General features: G+C 40.5%; 4 protein-coding genes. All 4 read right to left on the bottom strand.

Annotated features, from left to right (window positions below; translation table 11 throughout):
- Positions 1-69 precede the first annotated feature (69 nt).
- Positions 70-7,929, bottom strand: a complete 7,860-nt coding sequence (locus ACPDG9_RS03790) for a beta strand repeat-containing protein (RefSeq protein WP_430526435.1) — start codon at positions 7,927-7,929, stop codon at positions 70-72.
- Between the two features lie 61 nt (positions 7,930-7,990).
- Positions 7,991-9,766 carry a hypothetical protein gene (locus ACPDG9_RS03785; protein ID WP_430526434.1) on the bottom strand — a complete coding sequence of 592 codons (1,776 nt, stop codon included), beginning with the start codon at positions 9,764-9,766 and terminating at the stop codon, positions 7,991-7,993.
- Positions 9,767-9,838: 72 nt separating this feature from the next.
- Entirely contained in the window at positions 9,839-11,308 is a 1,470-nt protein-coding gene (locus tag ACPDG9_RS03780) for a hypothetical protein (protein WP_430526433.1), read from the bottom strand.
- Positions 11,309-11,365: 57 nt separating this feature from the next.
- Positions 11,366-20,500: a beta strand repeat-containing protein gene (locus ACPDG9_RS03775; protein ID WP_430526432.1), complete on the bottom strand. Its 9,135-nt coding sequence runs from the start codon at positions 20,498-20,500 to the stop codon at positions 11,366-11,368.
- Positions 20,501-20,517: the final 17 nt, after the last annotated feature.

Here is a 20,517-nt window from a genome sequence, read left to right as displayed (position 1 = left end):
GTCTAATTAAATAAGAATTAAAGATCTCCCTTATTTCTTTATTCCGTTGAACTAAGGGAGTATCATTTTTTAGTCTTGTCTAAGTTGCATGGCTACATTAAAGAATGTAGCTGCAGTAACTTCAGCATCGCGTTTAACATCGTATTTTAATACTCCTGCTTCACTAATCGATACATTTTCGAAAACGTCTTCATCATAATACAATACAAAGAAATCCAACTCGACTTTTTCATAGATAGCTAAGCTAGCCGTTGATCGAGAGGAAATAGCGCCTTGGAATTGATCTTTATAAATCTTATAGACATCTTTAGTTTTACCACGGCTACCTGGATATACGTCTACTACAAAAGAAGGCGAATAGAAGAATCCCGAATTTCCTCCTTTTGCTTTTTGGAAAGAAGCCCCTCCGTTTCCGTCAGAAGTCAATACAAAACCTTCAGGTGTATTATCCTCCTCTTCATCTTTAGAACTAATTTTTTCAGCAGACACCCCTTCATCTTTAATTACATCTCCGTGAACTGCATTGCCCTTTAACTCATCATAACCAATCGTATTATCCGCAATATGTTGGGTGGTAATTGATCCTCCTTTTACTTTTAAGTCTACATTTTTAAGTACCGCATCGGTCCCGTTTGTCACTTCAATTGTAGAAGAACTGTTTAAATTTCCTTTCGTAAAATCTGCTCCTGCTGGTGCTTCAAAAGCCACTGTTCCTCCTGATTTAACCGTTAGAACGTGTCCAATCGTTGCAGCACCTGCATCGATTTTAGAAGCTGTAATTCCTTTATTTCTTACTACAACACCATACACAGCATCCGGTTGAATCTTATCGTAATTCACAGAATTCTTCTTAATCTTCGATTCAGTTACCGCATCCGTTGCAATTTTATCCGTTGTTACTGCATTCGCTGCAATTGCTCTTGATTCCACTGCACCAATAGAAAAGTGTTCATCTTGAAGTGCCCCTTCTTTAATTTTAGTTGCCGTTACTGCTTCTTCCGCAATTTTACTCGTGATTACGGCATCATTGGCTAAGAGTTGTGCGTCAATTGAGGTTGGCTTCAAACTTAGTTGTACATCTTGCCCAACCGTATTGTCACCGTTTACCACCTTAATTGGAGAAGTACCACCATCAATAGTACCTGTTAATTCAGTTGTAGCTGTGGGTTTAAAACTTACTCCTCCTCGACCATCTGAAGTTAACACATGTCCACCAGTCACATAGTTATTATCTACTTTAGAGCTCAACTTGGCTGCAGTTACGTTTTTATCTGCTATTTTTAATTCTGTTACTGCATTAACCCCTAACTTAGCTTCTGATACCCCTTCATCTTTAATACTAACCGTTGCTTCTGCTAATAAAGCATGAGCCGCGTTCACGCCGGTTACCGAGATTCCCGTTCCGCCTGTTAAACGTTGTCCAGATTCAGAAACGATATCAAACATATTAACCAAATCAACTCCACCTTGTCCGTCAGCTCCTAGAATTAACCCAAATGCCGCATCATCAGTTGCCATTTTATCAAGGGAAACATTACGTGCAGCAAGGTGTTCCTTTTTAATTCCCCCTTTCGTAATGCTAATACTAAGCTCCTGTAATGCTGCTTTATTAGCAGCTGGAGAAATCGTAATAGAAGGATCACTCAACAACGCTTTTCCTTGCGTCGTAGCGAGTGTCTCAAACGATTGGAATATAGCATTTCCATTTCCATCCGCGGTTAATACCGTTCCAGTAGCAGCATTATCTGCTCCTGCTATAGCGCTAATTTTACTAGGCGTTACTGCTTTTTCTTGTAGGTGTTGATTAGAAACCCCTCCTTCTGCAATAGCGATTGTCGTTTCAGCTAACAAGGATTTGTTGTCCTCCAATACTTTAATCGATCCATCTGATTTCAGATCTTCTCCTTGTCCTTCAAAAGCAGTATCACTCAACGCTTTGAACGCTACTGTACCATCGCTATTTGCAGTTAGCACTGTATTTTCAGCTGCATTTTCAGCTGTTATCTTCGCTGGAGTAACAGCGCCATTAGCTAATTTACCCGTTCCAATTCCGCCCTCAGCCACATCAATTTCAGTTGGTGCTAATACCGCACTCAATCCTGTTGTTTCTCCAGTAAACACCAAAGCATTTCCAAGTTTTAAGTCTACACCTCCCGCCTGAACCGCTTCTTTTGCTTCATAGTTGAACCCTCCTTGTCCATCCGTTACTAATAAATAGTCTTCTAAATACGGTTGGCCATCAACGATTGAACTCAATTTATTACGAGTAATACTCTTATCTGCAATACCTAAGGTTACGTCTTTTAATAGTGATTGCTCTGCATCGCCACTGGTCACTTGAATAATGTCATCAGTGGTTAAATTCCCAGCGGTTTGACTGACGATATCACCTAATTCCGCCCATTGCGCAACGCCATCTCCTTGGGTTACAAGCATACTAGCTGCCGTGATTCCCTCGGCTGAAATCTTCTCAACAGTAACCGCATTATCCTTTAATTGTTGTGTTCCAACGGCTTCATTAGCCAATTGAGTCGTTGTGATTCCTTGGTTCTTGATACTCAGTTTCAAATCGCCGAGTACTTTATCTACCCCATTATCTACCACAATAACACTATCCGTTGTAATTTTTCCTTTGTTAAAAATTTTAGCTGGAGTAATTGCTTCATAGCTTACAGTTGTACCATTGGCGCCTACCATAGCTACGGTATTCGCAACTGCTCCGCCCCCGTTCAATTTAGTTGCTGGGATAGAATTTTCAGCGATACCTAACGTAACATCAGCTAGTACTTTTCCAACCCCATCCTCTGAAACAGTTATAATCGAATCGGTACTAATATCTCCTTTCTCGGTCATAGAATCTGCAGAGAGCGTTTGATAAACCACCTTTCCTGCAGCATTAGCCATAGCCACGCGATTGTCCTCACCCTCACCTGCTGTGAGTTTAGTTGCCTCAATGGTATCATCAGCAATATTGATGTTTTTAACTGTACCTGCTGCAATATGGTTGCCCTTTACACCACCCTCATTAATTTTTACAATGGCTTGTGTTCCGTCCGCACCAAAGAGCACATTAGCTCCCCCTTGCACTATAATTCCTTCTTGCCCAACTAAATCGCCATTCATGGCAGGAGCAAGTACATCTTCTGTTGTTTTAAATATTGCATTTCCAGATCCATCTGCAGTTAATACAGCGCCTTCTGTAGCACCTTGCGCACTAATTTTAGTAGCTGTTACCGCGCGATTTTGAAGATGAGCGGTTTCAATCCCCCCTTCTTTCACTTTCAATTCAAACGGTTGTAGAACAGCTTTAGCCGCATCACCTACAATTTCTAAGGAGGTATCCACGCTAAGTGCTTTTCCTTCTACCACAGCAGCCATTGGCTGATATTGTACACTTCCATCAGCTTGCGCTACTGGAATGTGATTGGCTTTTCCTGCTCCAGCGAATAATTTGCTTTCTGTTACCGCTTGATTTTGAATCTTAGCCGTTGTTACACCATCGTCTTTCAACGTGATATTCATCACTTCTAAAGCTGCTTTTTCTCCTCCTGTTATTTGAATCGATGCATCTCCTGTTACTGCTTTACCTTGAGCCGCAACGGTAGTAAAAATGTCATGCTGAACGATTGAATCATTTAAGATTTCTGTAATGTTTTCAATTACGGTACCCGCTACATCGATAGTTGCTAGTGCTTCATCTGATCCTTCATTATAGAACACATACGTTCCTGCCACGCTATCATCAATGCGAAGTGTATTGGCATCGAAGGTCACTCCTGTGCCTACAATCGCTCCTTCTTTAGTAACATCGCTCTCATTGAAGTACGTAAACGTTCCATCTCCATTATCTTGTAGTAGGGTGATTCTCTCTTGCGTTGTGACAATAGTCTCGATAATATCACTTGTTGCATCAACCCAAGCAACTTTTCCTTCTTCATCGGTTACCAACAATTGACCAACAACACCAGGAGCTATCTTAGCAGGTGTAATTCCGGCGTTTGCAACTGCAATTTGAGTAGCCGCTAAAACAGCTTGATCACCACCTGAAATGGTGATAGATTGATCCGTAGCAGTTAAGGCTTGTCCTTGAGCTGCTATTGTTTCATATAGCTCTTCTTTAACAGTAGTTTCGTTTAAGATTTCTGTAATATTTTCAATCACAGCAGCTTCTACATCAATCGTAGCAATAGGAACGGTTGCACTACTCCCATCGAAGAATTGGTATTTCTTATCCTCTGTGTTTACAATTCGCAATGTATTCGCATTAAACGTAGAACCAACTGCATTGGGTTTTATATTGCCCTGCGCATCTACTTCTTTTTCATCATAGTAGGTAAACGTCCCATTTTCATTGTCCTTTAGCACCGTTACAATTTCATTGGACTGGATGATGGTTGTTAGGATACTATCATTAGCATCCATCCATTTCACTAAACCACTAGCATCCGTACCCAAGATTTGTCTTGGTTCGTCACCTAGCATTTTAGCAACCGTAACTGATTGATTTTGAATATTACTCGTTCCCACTGCATCTTCAGCCAATTTTTCATTGGTAACGCCGCCATTCGTGATAGAAAGGGTTACATCTGCTAAAGCAGCATTTCCTCCCCCTTGTACATCAATTCCTTCTTCACCAACGATCGCTTTTCCGTTATTTCCAATGACTTGACCCAAAGAACGAAACTCAGCCCCTCCTTGACCGGTAGAGGTTAACACCAATCCGTTAGGTTTATTGGTTCCGATTTTATCTTCTGTAACAGCTTTTGCTGCGAGGTGGTCTTTTTTAATTCCTCCTGTAGCTACCTTAACATCCAAAGGTTGTAGCGTCGCTTTGTTTCCAGCAGGTACAGCGATGGATTCATCTGAGGAAGATACTGTTTGTCCTTGCACGAGGGCAACCTCATTCAACGGTTTAAAGGAGGTATGACCCGCCCCGTCAGCTGTTAATACCGCTCCGTCAGCAGCAGCTTCTGCATTGATCTTACCTACGGTAATGGATTGATTTGAAATATGTTGATTTTTCACCCCACTATTTGCAATACCGATCGTCAACGCATTTAAAACTGCCTTATTATCTTCTGGAATTAACAACAATCCATCCGATACTAAATCAGCTTCTGTTCCTTCAAAAGCAGTTTCATTAATCTTTTTATAACTTACATTTCCTTGTCCATCTGCTGTTAATACAGCGTTTTCTTCTGCTCCAATTGCATTGATCTTCGCTGTAGTAACGGAAGCATCTGCTAACTTAGCAGTGGTAATTCCTTCATTTTTTACGCCAATTTTTGTCGGTACTAGCACGGCATCTACTCCATTTCCTTCAACAAATTCTAAAGCCGTATCTAATTTTAAATCTTCTCCATCTGTTTCAATACTCTCTCGAGCTACATATTCAAAACCACCTGTTGCTGTAGAAACTAAGATCATGCCCTCACCTGTTGCACCTGCACTACTCAATTTTTCAATTTGAATGGTTTGATCTTGAATTTGTGTATTGGTAATACTGCTGTCTTTAATTCCCAGTTTTACATCGTTAAACAAGGTGTTTATGCCATCACCTGTTTGAATTTCAACAATATTATCTGTCGTTAAATTACCTGCAGCATCCGTCACTAAATCATCGAGTTCGCCCCATTTCACCACACCTAATTCATCAATAACTAAGGCTCGCTTTGGCGGTTCATTCCCTGCAGAAATCTTGTCTACAGTAATGGTATTTTCAGCAATAAGATCATTGGTAATGGTTCCATCCGTAATTTGAGCCGCAGTAATGGATTTGTTTTCGATACTCAAGTTCACATCGGCTAATACTTTGGCTGTACCGTTATCCACTTTGATGATAGCATCCGTTGTGATATCTCCTTTTTCAGCAATTGCACTAGCTTCTAGTACCTTATACGTAACCGTTCCATCCGCATTTACGGTTGCAACTGCACCTTCTACTGCGCCAGTTGCATCTAGTTTTCCGGCTCCTACCGATTTATTTTTGATTCCCAAATGCACATCACCCAGTACTTTGTCCACGCCATTATCTACCGTTACAACACCATCTGTTGTGATATCCCCTTTGCTAGTAATCGCTTCAGGAGTAAGAGCTTGATAACTAACTGAACCATCTGCATTTACAGTAGCTACATGTCCTGCCGTTTCCCCTGTTGCATCCAACTTTTCCGCTTTGATGGATTGATGTCCCAAGTGAGCGTTGGCAATTCCTCCTTCATTAATTGCAATGGTTACTTTTTTAGTTGTATCACCAAATAGTACATTTTCTCCTCCAATTACATTGATGACATCCGTTTCTCCAACCAAATCCCCTTGCATAGCTGGTTCGACAACAGTTGTTGGTGTTTTATAACTGGCATTACCCAATCCGTCAGCCGTTAATACAGCCCCATTCGCAACTCCTTGCGCATCCATTTTAGCCGCTGTAATGGTTTTATTTTTAATTTTGTCAGCCGTTACTCCTTCATTTTCAATGTTGATAGTCACGGCACTCAATACCGCTTTACTACCTCCTGTTACGGAAATAGATCCATCATTACTTGCTATTTTCTTTCCATTTGCAGCAACAGAAGCGTAAATTTCGTTTTGAACTTCTTCCGTATTGAGGATTTCCGTAATATTTTCAATCACACTGCTCGCTACATCAATGGTTCCAATTGGTGTAGTATCGCTCGATTGATCGTAAAATTCGTATGTATTCTCCGCTGTTTTGACAATTTTTAGTGTATTGGCGTCGAATTTTATCCCACTACCTGGAATGATAGCTCCATTGGCATCAATTTCCTTTTCGTTGTAGTACGTAAACGTTCCATCACCACCATCAACTAATAGAGTCACTACTTCGTTGTGTTCTACGACTTCTTTGATGATCTCATCCGTGGCATCTACCCAAGTTACCACCCCATTCTCATCGGTAACCAACAGTTGTTTGAGTCCACCTGGTTGAATTTTAGCCGGTGTAATTCCCGCGTTAGCCACAGCAATTTGCATGGCATTTAATACCGCTTGATCTCCGTTATCTACTTGAATCGAACCATCTGCAGCAGTTGCAGCTTTTCCTTGCGCCGCTACAGCGTTGTAAATATCATTTTGTACGGTTGTATCGTTTAAGATTTCCGTAATATTTTCAATCACACTGCTCGCTACATCAATCACTGCGATCGGTGTTGTTGCACTGGTTTTATCGTAAAATTCGTATGTATTATCTCCTGCTTTGACAATGCGAAGGGTATTGGCGTCAAACTTAACTCCCGTATTTGGAATTAGATCACCATTAGCGTCAATTTCCTTTTCGTTGTAATAGGTAAACGTTCCATCTCCACCATCAACTAATAGAGTCACTACTTCGTTGTGTTCTACGACTTCTTTGATGATCTCATCCGTAGCATCGACCCAAGCTACCTCCCCATTTTCATCAGTAACTAAAAGCTGTTTCAAACCACCTGGTTGAATTTTAGCCGGTGTAATTCCCGCATTTGCCACAGCAATTTGCATGGCATTTAATACCGCTTGATCTCCGTTATCTACTTGAATCGAACCATCTAAAGCAGTTGCGGCTTTTCCTTGCGCCGCTACAGCATTGTAAATATCATTTTGTACGGTTGTATCGTTTAAGATTTCCGTAATATTTTCAATCACACTTCCCGCAACATCAATCACTGCAATCGGTGTTGTTGCACTGGTTTTATCGTAAAATTCGTATGTATTATCTCCTGCTTTGACAATGCGAAGGGTATTGGCGTCAAATTTAACTCCCGTATTTGGAATTAGATCCCCATTAGCGTCAATTTCCTTTTCGTTGTAATAGGTAAACGTTCCATCTCCACCATCGACTAATAGCGTTACTACTTCGTTGTGTTCTACGACTTCTTTGATGATTTCACTACTTGCATCCACCCAATTAACCACGCCATTTTCGTCAGTCACTAAGAGTTGCTTACGACCTCCTGGCTTAATCTTAGCAGGCGTAACAGCTTCATTTCGCAGCTTAAATGTATTGACCGAACCATCTAAGATTTTTGGTTTCGGTCACTGCATCATCTGCAAGAGTCAAGAGCATATCTTTTAACACCGCATGCGTTACCTCTGCTTGTCCGTTCACCAAGATTCCGTTTCCTTTTAAAGAAGCTGTACTACCTTGAGCTTGTTCAACTTTGCGGATAATATTATCTAAAACAGCTTGTACATTTCCTCCTTGAATACTCGTTGAGTTGTTTTCATATACAATAGCTTTTGCACGCGTATTGATGGTCATCAAGGGATTTTGAACAGAAGTAGCTCCATCGTAAAAATCAAAAATCCCCTTTCCTGCACTACCTTCTCTTTCTTTGATTCTCAAGGTATTGGCATCAAACTTCACCCCCATACCCGGAATGAGCTGGCCATTGGCGTCAATTCCCTTTTCGTTGTAGTAGGTAAACGTTCCATCTCCACCATCCACTAAAAGTGTAATCACTTCGTTGTGTCCTACAACCTCTTTGATGATTTCGTCGGTTGCATCTACCCAGGCTACAGCGCCATTTTCATCAGTAACTAAAAGTTGTTTAAGTCCACCAGGTTGAATTTTAGCTGGTGTAATACCAGCGTTAGCCACTGAAATTTGCATTTCATTTAATACCGCTTGATCTCCATTGTCTACTTGGATTGAACCATCAGCAGCAGTTGCGGCTTTACCTTGAGCGGCAACGGCATTGTAAATATCATTTTGAACCGTTGTATCGTTGAGGATTTCGGTGATATTTTCTATCACACTTCCCGCCACATCAATAACAGCAATCGGTGTAGTAGCACTCGATTTATCGTAAAAAGCATAGGTATTATCCCCTGTTTTCACAATGCGCAGCGTATTGGCGTCAAATTTAACTCCCCTATCCGAAATGATATTACCGTCGGCATCAATTCCTTTTTCGTTGTAATAGGTAAATGTTCCATCTCCACCATCCACTAAAAGCGTAATCACTTCGTTGTGTTCTACAACCTCTTTGATGATTTCGTCGGTTGCATCCACCCAGGCTACAGCGCCATTTTCATCGGTAACTAAAAGCTGTTTGCGGTCGCCAGGCTGAATTTTAGCCGGTGTAATGCCCGCATTTTTTATACTTAATTGAGTAGCGGCTAAGACGGCCTTTTCTCCCCCCACCACTTCAATGCTGCTATCTCCAGTTAAGTCTTTTGCGCTCGTTGTGATCGATTGTACAATTTCGTTAATTACATCTTCTTGATTGATAATGACTGAAATATTATTAATCACATCTGCTGCAACATCAATAACCGTTTCTGTGTTGTCTTCTGATTTATAGACATACTTTCCATCTCCTGTCGCGGTTAATGTAGTCACAAGGTTAATATCAGCTAAAGGCACGGATACAACATTGTTTTTTGTATCGCGTAGATACAAACTTTGTTGAGCTACGTTGACAGCTAATTCCTCATTGATGGCTAATTCTTCTAATAAATCATCGGTAGAAGCAATTAAGCGCACCCAACTTTTATCAAACCAATAATAGTAACCCGGTTTTAGTTCTGAATTGGCGGTGGTATTAAATACCAACAAACTATTCGGTGTATTTTTTGCATTGAAATTCGAATTATCACTTGTTGAAGAAAGGGGAACTCTTGGAATCAAAACCCCTTTAAAACTACCTGTTTTAGCTTCTACATCTAATAAGGCAGCAGGGTTTGGATTGGCCGTTCCAATCCCTACTTGCGCAAAAGCGAAGCCTGACATCATTAATAACGCTACTGAAAGTACATTCTTTTTCATAAACTACTATTTATTTCAACTCTGTATTTTTATTCATTTTACTAAAATCCTTCTTATCTGTCTTTTGTAGAGCTACCTTAAGAAAGGAGCATTTTGATTTTTTACTCTAATATGTGGATTGATACTTGCTCCACAAGCAACACCAGTAATTCGGATAGTGGCAGGTTGTGCTTTTGTTCCATCTCTTGCTTCCACGTTGTATTGAATTTTTGCTACATCGCCAGGTTCAAAGTTTCCATTGGTTAAGGTGAGGGTTACTTCTTCATTTCTAGAGGAATACTCCCATCGTCCTACATTAGACTGCGTATAGGAAGTACCCATTTCGTTTCCATTATTATCTAAAAAATTAAACGAACTGGGATTGACTGAAAAATCAGTATCCTCAAATACAGCGACATCAATCGTTGCGTTTCTACTGTCTCCTTCCTCACTCACACACATATCGGCTTTTACATCATCCAAAATAAGTGCATTGGGAATAGTAACTTTTACATTTCGAATGATTGTTTTTTGTTGGCTAAAGTTACCCGTTGAGGCTGTAAATCCCATTTTTACACGATGAGGAACAGGTGCTCTGAGGTCGTATAAGATATTTTGTCGGTCAAATGTTTTGAACGCTGTTTTGTACTCGAATTCATCAATTAGGACAATAGTTCTACTACCTTCTATTGCTTTTACCGTTATATAAATTCCTCCTCTACTAGCCGGTTTAAACTCTAGTCTTATTTTTTGAAAGTTGGGGTTGTTCTGCGACCCTCCGTTTCCTACATCGAAGGCAGCGGAGTTGGAGTTTACACCAAAGGTATATTGCCCCGTATCGTAATTTAATGTAGCCATAGACACATCGGTAGAGCTCGTTGATGCTCCCCCGTAATACTTACTTAGTAACACTGGGTTTCCACTGTAGCCTGCTGCTTGTCTATAAGCTGCATGAGCTCCTCTAAGTGTTACGTGATTGCCTTTATACCGTCCAAAATCCCGTTGAGATAAATTGGCATCTTCAAAGCGTTGCGCTGAAATCCCCTCACGTCTAGACTCGTTCGTATTAAAATAATCTTTAAAACCACCCGTAACGTCAAAAGCTATCGCTAAATAGGATCCCTCTAAACTCTTTTGTCTTCCAAAAGTACTACCTGTTTCATTATATGCATAGCCTAAGGCTTCAAATCGGTAGCCAAACTCAAATCGTTCACCAGGTTCGTAGAAGAAAAAGGCCATTCCTTCCCCCTTGCCGTAGCCCGCATTCACAGAGGCTAATGCATATTCAAATTCCACTTGTAATTCTTCGCGTAAATCAATTTCTAAGTTGTCCAGTGTAAATGCACTATACCCCACTCTATCTTTGGTGAGTACCAACCCTTCTGAAGTATGACGCTCATAACCTGTTGGTGTATTTCCTCCTAGTCCAAAGTGATCCTTAATTCCTGAAGGAGCATCGCCATTTCCATTGGTAAGAGGAAACGTAACCGTTCCGCTTCTCGTTTGTGCTTGCGCTGTTAGTAAACAGAGGCAAGCGATTATCGCATACAAATACTTTTTCATCTGTCGTCTATTCATCAAACCCACAACAGACCCGAGTCTGCTGTGAGTTTTAGATTATTATTTTACTTCTAAAACGATATTAAAAAACGTTTTTCCTGTGGGTTGCACACCTGTTCTCATTTTATACGACATAACTCCATCGTTACTCATGCTTACGTCATAGAAAATAGCGGTGTCATAGTAGGTAACGTGGTAGTTGAGTTCACTTCTTCCCATCACGGGTAAAGAAGGACTAGAACCCGCACCCGAGTTGGAAACCATCGGACTTCCGAATTGTTCTCTATACTCGTCATAAACTCTTAATGATCCTGAACCACCAGAGACGATAGGCACATACATAGCAGGTAAGTAGAAGAATTTCGGCATACCCGCTTCACTACTACCACCGCCTTGAGGAGCCTCGAACGTCGCACCTCCATTTCCATCAGACGTTAGTACATAGCCTGAACGCGAATTTCCTGAATCAATTTTACTTGAGTCAACCCCTTTAGGTTTAATCGCATTAGTGTGTACCGCATAACGATCTAATTCATCATATCCAACTGCATTTCCTGCAATTTTTGATGTGGTAATGGCTTTATCTTTAATCACCGATCCGTAAACAGATTCATTATCCAATTGATTGTAACCAACGGCATTATTTCCGATTTTATCTCTAGTTACGGCTTGGTCTTTGATTACATTTCCATAGACGGAGCCTCCTTTTAATTGATTAAACCCTACTGCATCATTAGCAATATATTCCGTATCAATAGAGCGTAATTTAATATCTAAGTGAACATCATGCATAATCGCATTGGCTCCATCGGTTACACTAATCGGACCATCGCCGTATAATTCACCAGAGGCATTACTACCAGATGCAGGTTTAAAGCTTGCTCCTCCCGAACCATTCGCTGTTAATACATAACCTGAACTGGCATTTCCTGAATTGATTTTAGCCTCCTTCACTCCTTTATCTTCGATGATATTATCGTAAACAGAATTCACTTTCAATTGATCATAACCTACAGAGTTAGTCGCTAATTTAGCTTGTGTCACTCCATTATCGGCTAGCTCACCCGTACCTACGGCTTTGGCTGCAATTTTTGCTGCTGTTACAGCGCCACTTTTTAATTCAGCTGTGCCAACTGCCCCATCTGCGATTTTGGCGGTTGTTACGGCCTCATCTTTTAATTCGGCTGTACCAACGGCTTTATCAGCAATATGTTTGGTTTTAATTCCACCCCCTTTGATATCCAGTTTAACATCTTTTAGTAGGGCTAAGCTTCCATTTTCAATATCAAATAAACTAGCTTCTTTACTTGTTAAATTACCTGTTGTAATCGATGCTCCTGTTGGTGCTTTAAAAGCTACGTTACCATTAGATTCTACTGTTAATACATGTCCTGTCGTTGCCGATTCAGCATCGATTTTTGCAACGGTAACTGCTTTAGAAGCTAACGCTCGTTTACTCACTGCACCTGTCGCAAAGTGAATTTCTTCAATATTACTGTTGTAGATATGGTTTTTACGAATAGCATAATCTGCAATTTTTGTAAACGTAATGGTTTCTTCTGCAATTTTTTCACCTGTTACTGCGCGAGTATCTAATTCTGCAGTACCCACAGCTTTGGCCGCAATTGTACGGGCGTTTACAGCACCGTCTGCAATTTTAGGATTGTCAATTCCCCTATTTGCTACACTAATTTTCACATCTTGTAAAGCCGCTTTTACTCCTCCTTCAATAGCAATTCCCGCTCCTTCTTGCATTGTTTTTCCAGCGCCAGCAATCGCCTCATCTACACTTTTAAATTGAGCAGCACCTTGTCCGTCTGCAGTTAATACTAAGCCTTTGCTGATTCCTGAAGTTCCAATTTTATCTGCTGTTACTTCTCTTTCTCCAATGTGTTTATTTTCGATTCCTTCTCTGGCTACTTTAATTTCCACATTTTGCAATACCGCTTTGTTGTTGGAAGTCACACTTAGTGATCCATCGGAAGACACCGCTTTTCCTTGTGCAGTCGCCAACTCCGTAAGCGTTTTAAAATTGGTATTTCCACTGCCATCCGCTGCTAAGATTGTACCATTAGCTGCATTGGTTGTTCCCACTTTAGAGCTGATTTTAGCAGTGGTTACCGCTAAATTATTCAAGTGGTTATTTTTTACTCCTGAATCCGCAATAGCAATACTTGTCTCTGTTAATAGGGCTTTATTATTGGCTATTACTTTAATAGAACTATCTGAAACTAAATCCGCTCCATTCCCTGCAAATGCATTTTCATTCAATGCTTCATAGGCAACAGTTCCATTTGCTTTTGCTGTCAACACACTGTTTACAGCGGCGTTCCCTGCGGTCATTTTACCTACTGTAACTGCGCCATCTGCTAGTTTTGCCGTTTGAATTCCACCATCTTTAACATCAATTTTCGTAGGCGCTAATACCGCATTTAATCCCGTAGTACCGTCTGCAAATGCTAAAGCGTTACCAAGGTTTAAATCTACTCCACCTACTTCAACTGCCTCTCTACTCGCATAGCTAAATCCACCCTGACCATCGGTTACTAAGACATGGTCGATGGCTACATTGGCGTCTCCTTCTTTGGAACTCAATTTATTGTGTGTAATACTCTGCTCTTTAATTCCCAATGTTACATCTTTCAACAGCGTATTTACTCCATTGCCATTGGTCATTTCGATGATATTATCCGTGGTTAAATTACCTGCCGTATCCGTTACGATATCACCTAATTCCCCCCAAACTACTTCGTTGTTGTCTCCGCTAATTAACACGCTTTTTGCCGTTACCCCTTGAGAAGATAATTTATTCGATGTAATGGTCACTTCGGCTACTTGTGCATTTGTTACCGCTTGATCAGCTAATTGCGCTGTTCCGATTCCCTTTGGTTTAATGCTTAAGTTTACATCTTGCAACACTTTGCCTACTCCATTTTCAGAAGCAACAATGATGTTATCTGTGGTAATATTTCCTTTGTTTGTTAGGTGATTTGCTGTTAAAGGCAAATAACTTACTGATACCCCATTCGCACCAACGGTTGCTATTGCCCCTTCAGGAGCGCCACCACCATCTAACTTGGTCGCTTTGATTGAGTGATCATTAATCCCTAATTTTACATCTTCCAAAACTTTTCCTACGCCATTATCAGAAACAGCTATCGTTCCGTCTGAAGTAATATTTCCTTTCCCTGTTAATACTTGTGTAGAAAGGGTATTATAAGTAACAGTACCCGTTGCATCTGCCAAAGCCACGCGATTCTCTACTCCTGTTCCGGCTGTTAACTTATTAGCTTGAATCGTTTTATTCACAAGGTGGTCGTTTTTAACCACTTGACTCGCTATATGCGTCCCTGTTACTCCTCCTTCATTGATTTTCACTTTTACTTGTGTGGTATTGTCACCGAAAAGCACATTCTCTCCATTTTCAACTACTAAAGAGGTATCACTAACTAAATCCCCTTGCATGGCTGTTTGAACAAGAGTACTAGCAGGTGTAAATGCTGCATTTCCAGAGCCATCAGCAGCTAGTATTGTTCCTCTTTGAGATTCTTGTGAATTAATTTTAGCAGCTGTAACCGCAAGATTTTTTAAGTGTTTCGTCTCAATTCCATCTTCTTTAATTTGCAACCCAATCTTTTCTAGTACGGCACGAGAAGCATTTCCTTCTCCAGTAATTGCTAAAGAAGAATCCACTGTTAAAGGTTGTCCAGTCACAGCTACCGTCATAGGCTGATACGCAACAGAGCCATCATTTTGTACAATGGGTACGTAATTTGCTTTATCTTCACCTGCCCATAACTTATCGGCAGTAATGGCTTGTGAGGCAACTTTTTCCGTTGTTACTCCCCCATCTTTCAAGCCAATGGTCATTTCAGCTAAAGCCGCTTTTGTACCGCCTGTAATCTCAATCGCTTGATCAGCTGTTACATTTTTACCTTGAGCCGCTACTACATTGAAAATCTCTTGTTTTACTGAAATATTATTCAATAATTCCGTAATATTTTCAATCACTGCTTTAGGAATATCAATGATTTCAAGTGGTTCGGCTTGAGACTTATCGTAAAACGCATATGCACCATTACCTTGATCTTCAATAGTTAACGTATTGGCATCGAATAAGGTACCAGAGCCAACAATATTCCCTTGCGCATCGATATCTTCTTCGCTATAGTACACGAAAGTTCCGTTTGCTTGTACCTCTAATACGGTTACTTTTTCATTGCTCTGTACGATTTCTTTGATAATCGGATCATTTTTATCTACCCACTGCGCTTTTCCTAGCGTATTGGTAATTAACAGTTGCTTAGCTGTACCTCCTTTTATTTTAGCTGGCGTAACCGCCTCGTCTTCAATACTCAATGTAATATCCTTAAAGACGGCATCCGCAACGGAAGCTTGCCCATTTATGAGAATTCCATCTCCGGATAAAGGCGCTTTTTCAATATCGAGATTTTCTAATTGCTCGATTTTTTGAGTCAAACTGATAATCGCTTCTTCAACATTGTTGTAGACGATGCTATTGTCTTCAAAAACAATGGATTTTGCTCTTGTATCAATAGTTGCTAAAATAGTTTGCCCTGTAGGATCTAAACGATCTTTAAACACATAAACAAAAGGCTCTGTTTGTGAGATTGAAAGCGTATTCGCATCAAAATCAACTCCTTTGGCATTAGGAATAAGATTTCCACTACTATCTACTTGACTTTCGTTATAGTAGGTGATTGTTCCATTTCCGTTGTCTACTAATTTAGTTATGGACTCGTTGGCTTTAACGATGACTTTAATCAGTTCGTCTGTGCTACTCATCCACTTTACTACGCCATTGCTATCTGTTCCCAAAATCTTGCTGCTTCCCTCGGGTGCAATTTTTTGAGTTGTAACGGCTTTATCCTTTATTTTTGCAGTCGAAACCGCTTGAGTATCAATTTTATTCTCTGTAATTCCGAAATTAGCTACATCGATAGACACGTCTTGCAAAGCAGCTTGTTCTCCTCCAACTACTGTAATAGAAGGACCGCTAGCAATCGTTTTTCCTGCACCACTCAACACATCACCAAGGGTCAAAAACGCAGCTCCACCTTCGCCATCCGACGTTAGGACTAACCCTTCTCCACTGTCTAAAGAAGAGATTTTATCTGGAGATACAGCTTGGTTTTCAATGTGTTTGGTTTTAATTCCACTTTCAGCCACATCGATACTTAGTTCCTGTAAGGCCGCTTTATTGGGTGCTATAGTCAAACTTTGCTCCTCAGATGTAATCGCCTTTCCTTGCTCATTAGCAATAGCGTTAAGTGTCTTGAAGCTCGTATTTCCAAGACCATCTGCACTTAATACGGTACCTGTTGCAGCCGCTTCCGAATTAATTTTAGAAACCGTAACCGACTGATCAGCCAAATGTTGGTTTTGAACTCCACTGCTTGCGATGCTGATTTCAACTTCACTTAAAAGGGCTTTATTATGCAAAGGAACACGTAAAGAACCATCGGATTTTAAATCCGATGCACCGTCTTCGAAAGCAGCGGTATTTATTTTTTTATACGCTACATTCCCTTGACCATCTGCGGTTAACACCGCGTTTTCATCTGCTCCTTGGCTTGATATTTTACTTGTCGTGACCGCATGATCACCTAGTTTAGCTTCGGTAATTCCACCGTTTTTCACGCCTATTGTTGTAGGTACTAAAACAGCATCTTTACCATTTCCTTGTGTAAACTCTAAAGCAGGTTCTACTTTTAAATCGTATCCTTGACTCGTTACACTTTCTTTGGCGACAAACTCGAATCCTCCATCTAGCGTAGAAACTAAAATCATTCCATCTGTCCCTGCTCCTTCACTGCTCAGTTTCTCAATTTGAATGGTTTGATCCTTAATTTGCGTATTGGTTATACTCCCTTCTTTAATTCCTAACTTAACATCATTAAAGAGTGAGTTTACCCCATCTCCATCTTGAATTTCAATAATGGTATCTGTTGTTAAATTACCCGCTGCATCTGTTACTATATCATCTAATTCTCCCCATTTTACGGTTCCAAATTCATCAATCACCATCACGCGTTTTGGTGGTTCATTACCCGCTGAAATTTTATCTACCGTAATGGTATTCAATGCAATTTGATCATTGGTAATGGTGTGATCTGCAATTTGAGTAGCGGTAATGGATTGTTCAGCGATACTCAACATGGCTTCTTTTAGTAGGGTATTGTTTTGTTCATTCACTCCATCCACTCGAATAATACCATCTGTTTTCAAGGCCGCTTTATCCGCTAGATTTTCGCCTTTTAAAGGTTGATAAGTCACCGTTCCGTCGGCATTTGCTGTTGCTACCGCTCCGTTGACAGCCCCTTGTGCACTTAATTTATCAGCGGTAATTGACTTGGTTTCAATGGAGAGATGAACATCGCTTAACACTTTATCTTGTCCGTTGTCTGATACAGCAATAATGCCATCTGTTGTGATACTACCTTTATCAGTAATATGCTCTGTTTTCAGCGGCAAATAGCTCACCGTACCATTGGCATTTACCGTTGCAACGGCACCTGCTTGCTCTCCAATCCCACTAAGCTTTGTTGCCTGAATCGTCTGATTGGCAATATTGTCATTGGTAATTGTTCGGTTTCCAATATGAGATCCTTTTACACCACCTTTATTAATGGCAATGGTTACTTTTTTATTCTGGTCGCCAAAAATCACATTTTCACCTCCACCTAAGATAGAGATTACACCTGCTTCTCCTGCTAAATCCCCTTGCATGGCCGGGATCACAGCTTCGCTAGTGGGCTGAAAAAACGCATTTCCCAAACCGTCAGATGTTAGTACGGTTCCTTTTTCAGCATGCTCTGTGTTTATTTTTGCGGTTGTTACCGTACCATCTCCTAGGTGAATGGTTTGTATCCCTTGCTCTTCCACCTTGATATCAACACCTTCTAAAACAGCCTTATCTCCTCCGGTAATCGCTAAAGATCCATCGGTATTTGCTAGGCGCTGTCCCTTATTGGCAACCGTTGTATAGATGGATTCCTGTACGTGTACATCTTGTAAAATTTGATCAATATTGTTGATCACACTTGCGGTAACATTAATCGTACTAATTGGATGGGTATCACTTGATTCATCAAAAAACTGAAATACACCCGTTCCATTTCCTTGGTCGTCCTCCACCTCTACTATTCGTAGCGTATTTGCATTAAAAGTAACGGCTTGTTCTGGATATACTAAATTTCCATCTTTATCAAAACAAGCTTCGTTGAAATACGTAAAAGTTCCATTTTGATTGTCTTCGACATAGGTAATGGCCTGATTTCCTTTGAGTATTTCCTTAATGACAGGATCACTTGCATCCATCCATTGTACTTCTCTATTTTCATTGGTCACTAACAATTGACCTTTTTTCAATCCTGGTGCGATTTTATCCGTGGTTACTGCTTGTGAGGCAATGGTGATTGTCGTTACTCCATCAGGAGCAATGGTCAATTGCATTTCTTTTAAGGTTGCTTTGTCACCACCAACAATGGCAATAGAACCGTTGGTAGAAGTTACATCTTTACCTTGAGCCGCTACCGTTTCGAAGATTTCATTTCGAACTTCTTCTTTACTTAGAATTTCAGTAATGTTTTCAACTACCGTTCCAAGGATATCAATTTCGGCTAATGCATCCCCTGTTCTTGTATGTCCATCTCGAAATACATATTTCCCAGCCCCATTATCTGCAATGGTCAACGTATTGGCATCGAAAGCTACACCTGCACCCGTTATTTGACCGTTGCTATCAACACTTTCTTCATTGTAATAAACAAAAGTTCCTTGCTGTTGATCTACGGTTAGAATCGTAATTTTTTCGTTATAGTCAACGATTTCTTTAATCACTTCATCCGAAGCAGGAACCCACTCCACCTGTCCATTTTTCGTCACCAAGATAAATTTATCTCCTCCTGGTGCTATTTTAGCTGGTGTAATTCCCTGGTTAGCTACCGATATTTTGGTCGCATGTAAAACAGCAGCATCTCCCCCTTCTACTAAAATTGAGGCATCTTCATTGGTCAGTGCTTTTCCTTCCGCTGCAATTTTCTCATAGATTTCCTCTACAACCGTTTGATTGTCGAGAATCTCCGTAATATTCTCAATAACAGTTCCTACAATATCAATTTCTGCTAAAGGAGTCCCTGTTTGTGTTTTTTGATCGCGAAAGACATATTTTCCCTCTCCGTTATTCGAAATTGTCAAGGTATTGGCATCAAAGGCAGTACCTGAACCTATGAGTATTCCATTCGCATCAAAATCGCTTTCATTATAGTAGATAAAAGTTCCATTGTTGGCACTAGTATCTAAAATCGTAATGGTTTCATTTTTGGTTACGATCTCTTTCATGATTTCATCTGTCACCGGAATCCATTGAACTTCTCCATCTTTGGTTACTAGGAGATTTTTATCTGGACCTGGGGCAATTTTAGCTGAAGTGACTGCTTTATCGTTTATTTTATAGGTCGTCACGGCGTTGTTTGCCAATTTTTGTTCAACAATTGCTCCATCCGCAATCGTCAATAAGACTTCTTTCAATACAGCACCAGCTAAAGACGGGTCTCCATTTACTAGAATTCCCTCTCCACTTAAAGCAGATGGTCTAGTTTGTGCCACTTCTATCTTAGCAATGATGTTCTCAATGACACTTTGCAAGTTATCACCTTCAATAATCGTACTGCTGTTGTCAATATAAATGGAGTTGGCACGTGTACTGATGGTAATTAATGGATTGGCAAGTGTAGTCATCCCATCATAGAAATCGTAGATACCTTTTTCATTCGCTGCCTCTCTTTCTTTGATTCTCAATGTATTGGCATCAAACACAACGCCAAGATTGCGAATAGGCATTCCCGTTTGCTCATCAATTGCCTTCTCATTGTAGTACGTAAAAGTACCATTGTGGTTATCTTCGAGAATCGTTACTTTTTCATTCGCTTGAACGGCTTCTTTGATTACTTCATCCGTTGCATCCACCCACTTCACTTCTCCCGTAGCATCAGTGACTAAGAGTTGTTTTGCTGTACCTGGTTTTATTTTTTCTGTCGTGATACTTTGATTTTTCACGCTTAAAGCCGTTGGTGCTAACACCGCTTGTTCGCCGCCTATAACTTCGATAATTTCATCCCCTGTTAAAGGCTTTGCATGGACACTAATGGCTTGAATAATTTCATTGATCACGGTATTGTCTTGGACAA

Source organism: Myroides sp. C6-3, assembly GCF_050522425.1.
In the GTDB taxonomy this organism is placed as follows: Bacteria; Bacteroidota; Bacteroidia; order Flavobacteriales; family Flavobacteriaceae; genus Flavobacterium.
The sequence above is the reverse complement of the archived record's forward strand: the minus strand, read 5'-3'. Positions and strand labels throughout refer to the sequence as shown.

Bases quoted from the DNA above. Each gene is read 5' to 3' on its own strand.
- ACPDG9_RS03785 (WP_430526434.1), bottom strand. From the start codon at position 9,766: ATGAAAAAGAATGTACTTTCAGTAGCGTTATTAATGATGTCAGGCTTC.
- ACPDG9_RS03780 (WP_430526433.1), bottom strand. From the start codon at position 11,308: ATGAAAAAGTATTTGTATGCGATAATCGCTTGCCTCTGTTTACTAACA.